General features: G+C 69.2%; 5 protein-coding genes. All 5 read left to right on the top strand.

What is annotated here, in order from left to right:
* Window positions 1-356 (top strand): peptidoglycan-binding protein (locus tag ABD378_RS44045; RefSeq protein ID WP_344531175.1); only part of this gene is annotated, 356 nt, incomplete at its 5' end.
* Window positions 357-394: 38 nt separating this feature from the next.
* Window positions 395-766, top strand: coding sequence for a hypothetical protein (locus ABD378_RS44040; RefSeq protein ID WP_344531173.1), 372 nt, complete (start codon window positions 395-397; stop codon window positions 764-766).
* Window positions 767-793: 27 nt separating this feature from the next.
* Window positions 794-1,108 carry a hypothetical protein gene (locus tag ABD378_RS44035; protein WP_344531171.1) on the top strand — a complete coding sequence of 105 codons (315 nt, stop codon included), beginning with the start codon at window positions 794-796 and terminating at the stop codon, window positions 1,106-1,108.
* A gap of 26 nt (window positions 1,109-1,134) precedes the next feature.
* On the top strand, window positions 1,135-1,845 hold the full coding sequence (locus ABD378_RS44030) for a collagen-like domain-containing protein (protein WP_344531169.1): 711 nt from the start codon (window positions 1,135-1,137) through the stop codon (window positions 1,843-1,845).
* 9 nt (window positions 1,846-1,854) lie between these two features.
* Window positions 1,855-3,333 (top strand): hypothetical protein, encoded by a 1,479-nt coding sequence (locus ABD378_RS44025; RefSeq protein WP_344531167.1) that lies wholly within the window; start codon window positions 1,855-1,857, stop codon window positions 3,331-3,333.
* Window positions 3,334-3,661: the final 328 nt, after the last annotated feature.

Here is a 3,661-nt window from a genome sequence, read left to right as displayed (position 1 = left end):
ACGGCCAGGTCCCCGGCAACGACCATTGGGACCCGGGGGCGATCGACACCAGCATCGTGCCGGGTAAGGCGTCCTCAAGTCCCAAGCCGCCCGCGCCTTCGAAGCCTGCCTACGAGCCGTTCCCCGGCTCCAACTTCTTCCACGGCGGCCGTCACAGCTCGATCATCACCGCGATGGGACGCCGCCTGGTCGCCGAGGGCTGCGGCAAGTACAGGAGCGGGCCCGGCCCGAACTGGACCAACACTGACCGAGCCTCCTACAAGGCCTGGCAACAGAAGCTCGGGTACACCGGCGCGGACGCCGACGGCTACCCCGGCAAGACCAGCTGGGAAAAGCTCCGCGTTCCCAACGTCTGACCACTCCTCACCCACCCCTCTTCTCCCTGGAGTATCGCGTGAAGACTTCCCTGATCTTTGGCCGTGAGCCCGCCGTGTGGGCGGGCCTTGTGGCCGTCGCCGTGCAGTTCGTGTCCGCGTTCGTCGTCGAAGTCAGCCAGAACACGCAGACCGGAGTGAACGTCGCCGCGGCTGCGCTGCTCGGCCTCCTCGTCGCGTGGAAGGTACGGGACGGTGTCGTCGCGGCGCTGACCGGTTTCGCGCAGGCGGCGCTCGCGCTCGGCATGAACCTCGGCCTGGACTGGTCCACAGCCAGGCAGGCCGCAGTCATGGCCGCCATCACTGTCGTCGCGCAGGCCTTCGTCCGCACCCAGGTCACCGCGCCCGTACCCGCCCCTCCCACCGGACCTACCAATGTCGTGCGGGCCTGACCTTCCTGACCTTTCCAGGAGCACGACATGGCCGATGAGCCGACCAACGGCGAGCTTTGGCGGCTCATCGAGACCATGCGCAGCGACTTCCGCGACGACATGGGGCAGCTACATGGACAGCTCGGCCGCCTGGTCTCCGCCGACGTGTACGCGGTGGAGAAGGCAGCCATGGCCAAAGACATTGCCGACATCGTGAAAGCAGTAGAGGCCATGCAGGCGCAGCGTACGGCGGATGTTGACCGGATCACGCAGACCCGGCGGTGGCTGTTGGCGTCGGTCATCGTGCCGATGCTCGGCCTGGTCTTGCCGGTGGTGCTGTTCATGGCGGGAGGCAAGGCGTGAGTACTCCTCCCGTGTCCCCGCCGGCCATGGAGCCGCCGAACCGGTCCGAGGTGCGCAAGAGGCGGCGGCGCGGCAACTATCTGGCGGTGATCGCCGCCGTGTTCGCTGCGGCGACGCTGGGTGCCGTGCTGACGGCGTTCCTGGTGATGTCCCGTGATCTGTCGCGGGCGAACGATGCGCGGGACAAACTTGCCGCGCAGGTGCAGTCGTTGGGCGGTACCCCGGTGGCTGGTCCGCCCGGTTCCCGTGGTGAGCCCGGCGAGAAGGTTGTCGGGAAGCGTGGTCCTAGCGGCTCGTCCGGTACCGACGGGGAAGACGGCAAGGACGCTCCCACCATCACTCCGAAGCCTGGTCCGACCGGTCCGGCTGGGGAGGCGGGCGCCGATTCGAATGTGCCGGGCGCTACCGGTCCGCCTGGTGTGGACGCGACGGGCGCTCCCGGCAAGGACGGCGCCAACGGTGCAGACGGGCAGAACGGCCAAGACGGGGCGAACGGCGCCGACGGGCAGGATGGGACGCCGCCCTCGGAGTGGACGTTCACCGACCAGGACGGCATCGAATACCGGTGCACCCGCGTCGACGACTTCGACCCCGACGATCCCCGCTACCGGTGCACCGCCACGAACCCGCCCCCGGCCAGTCCGGATCCGACGCCATCCCCCTCCCAGCAGGACGAGCCCTCCGGATCCTCCTCGGGGCAACTGCCGCTGGGGCTCCTCGAACGCCGCCGCAGCTAGGAGAAGCTGATGACGACCGTGCACGGCCAGGTTGTGGGAGCGAGCGATCGCACCGAGATGAAGGCGACGCTGGTCGATGTGACCGGTACACACGCCATCGGGTACGCGGCGGACGCCGAGCAGGAGCTCGTACTGGACGTGCGGATCACGGTCGGGCAGACCGGGACGTGGACGGTCGATCTGCTGCCCAACGCGGCCATCGACTCCCTGTCAGGGGACACCCTGTGGGCGATCCAGGAGGGCCGCCGCCGCGACGGCGCCCCGGTCCTGACGTACGTGCTGGTCCCGGCTACCGGCACACACTGGGTGGGGGAGCTGCGCGTCGACCTGTCCGATACGCAGACCGGGCTGGGCACCGTGGTCTTTGTGGCCGGCGGGGCCGGACCTGAGGGACCCACGGGAGCGCAAGGCCCTGAGGGCCCGGCAGGCCCAGCGGGGGAGACCGGTCCGGCTGGCCCCAAGGGCGACACCGGTGACGCGGGACCCGCCGGCGCTCAGGGCATCCCGGGTGCAGACGGCGCGGACGGAGCTCCCGGTGCGACAGGCGCCACCGGACCGCAAGGCGAGCCAGGCCCCGGCGGCCCCCAAGGACCCGAAGGACTCGCGGGCCCGGAAGGACCTGAGGGACCACAGCCTTCACTCGGCGCCGCAGGAGCTGGATCCGACATTGCGCTGCGCTCCACCGACCCGACCACCACCAACGCCCGCAACCCCACCGCGCACGCCGCCTCCCACGCTGCGGCCGGATCCGACCCGCTCACCCCCGCGGCGATCGGCGCCTATCCAGCCGAGTTCGGCAACAACCTGAACGGCTACGTCACCGACCTGCAGACCAGGGTCGGCGGCGAGTTCGGCCTCGAGAACCGCATGACCGCAGCCGAAGGCGACATCGACGGCGCCCTGCCGACCACGGGCGGCACCATCAGCGGCAACCTGGCCGTCACCGGCAGCGCGCTGGGCGAGGACACCCCGGCCGCCCACGGGATCGCCGCCTGGTGCTACGCCCCCGCGCTGGCGGTCAACTCCAGCACGCTGACCAACGGGACGCTCTACCTGGTCCGCATGAACATCGCCGCCGCTGTGAACGTTACGGAGCTCCACTGGTGGATCGGCAACCAGGGGTCATCGCCCGTCTCGGGGCAGAACCGGGTCGGCCTGTACGACTCGGCTGGCACGCTTCTCGCGTCGGCGAACGTGGATGCGGATATATCCACGCCGGGCCCGAAGTCCACCACCATCGCGGCTCAGGCGCTGACGGCGGGAGCGTTCTGCTGGGTCGGGCTGCTGTTCAACGCGTCGGTTCCGCCGACGCTTACCCGCGCTTCCGGCTGGACTGGTGTGGGCGCGGCCGCGAATCTGAATCTGCCTGCGGCTGCATACCAGTACGCGATCAACGGGACGGGGCGGACAGCGTTGCCATCTTCGATCACCCCGGGGTCGAACACGGCGCCGGACTTCGCCGGGCCGTGGGCGGCGGTGGGTGCGTGACCGAGATGTCTCCCTGTTGGAGTTGTGAGTGGGCAGGCTTTTGTCCTACTTTTTTGGAACCTAAATAAGACGATCTTGCTTCGCTGAAGCACTCCGTCTCTGGCTCAGCCCGGCACAGGATCGTTCCGTCTCGCTCTCGTATCCTGGTCCCCATGCCCTTCGACTTTCCCTCTGACCTCCTTGAGGCCTCTCTCGCCAGCAAAAAGCTAAGAGAGAAGCTGGACGCGCTGCCCGTGGACGAGCTGACCCTGGCGGACGGAACCCCGCTGGCCCGGGAGCGTGCGGCGAGTCTGGAGCGGCCGGTGAAGGCGTACACGGATCAGGAGCG

This window comes from Streptomyces rectiviolaceus (assembly GCF_039533825.1).
Lineage (GTDB): Bacteria > Actinomycetota > Actinomycetes > Streptomycetales > Streptomycetaceae > Streptomyces > Streptomyces rectiviolaceus.
This window is presented reverse-complemented; position numbering and strand designations above follow the sequence as displayed.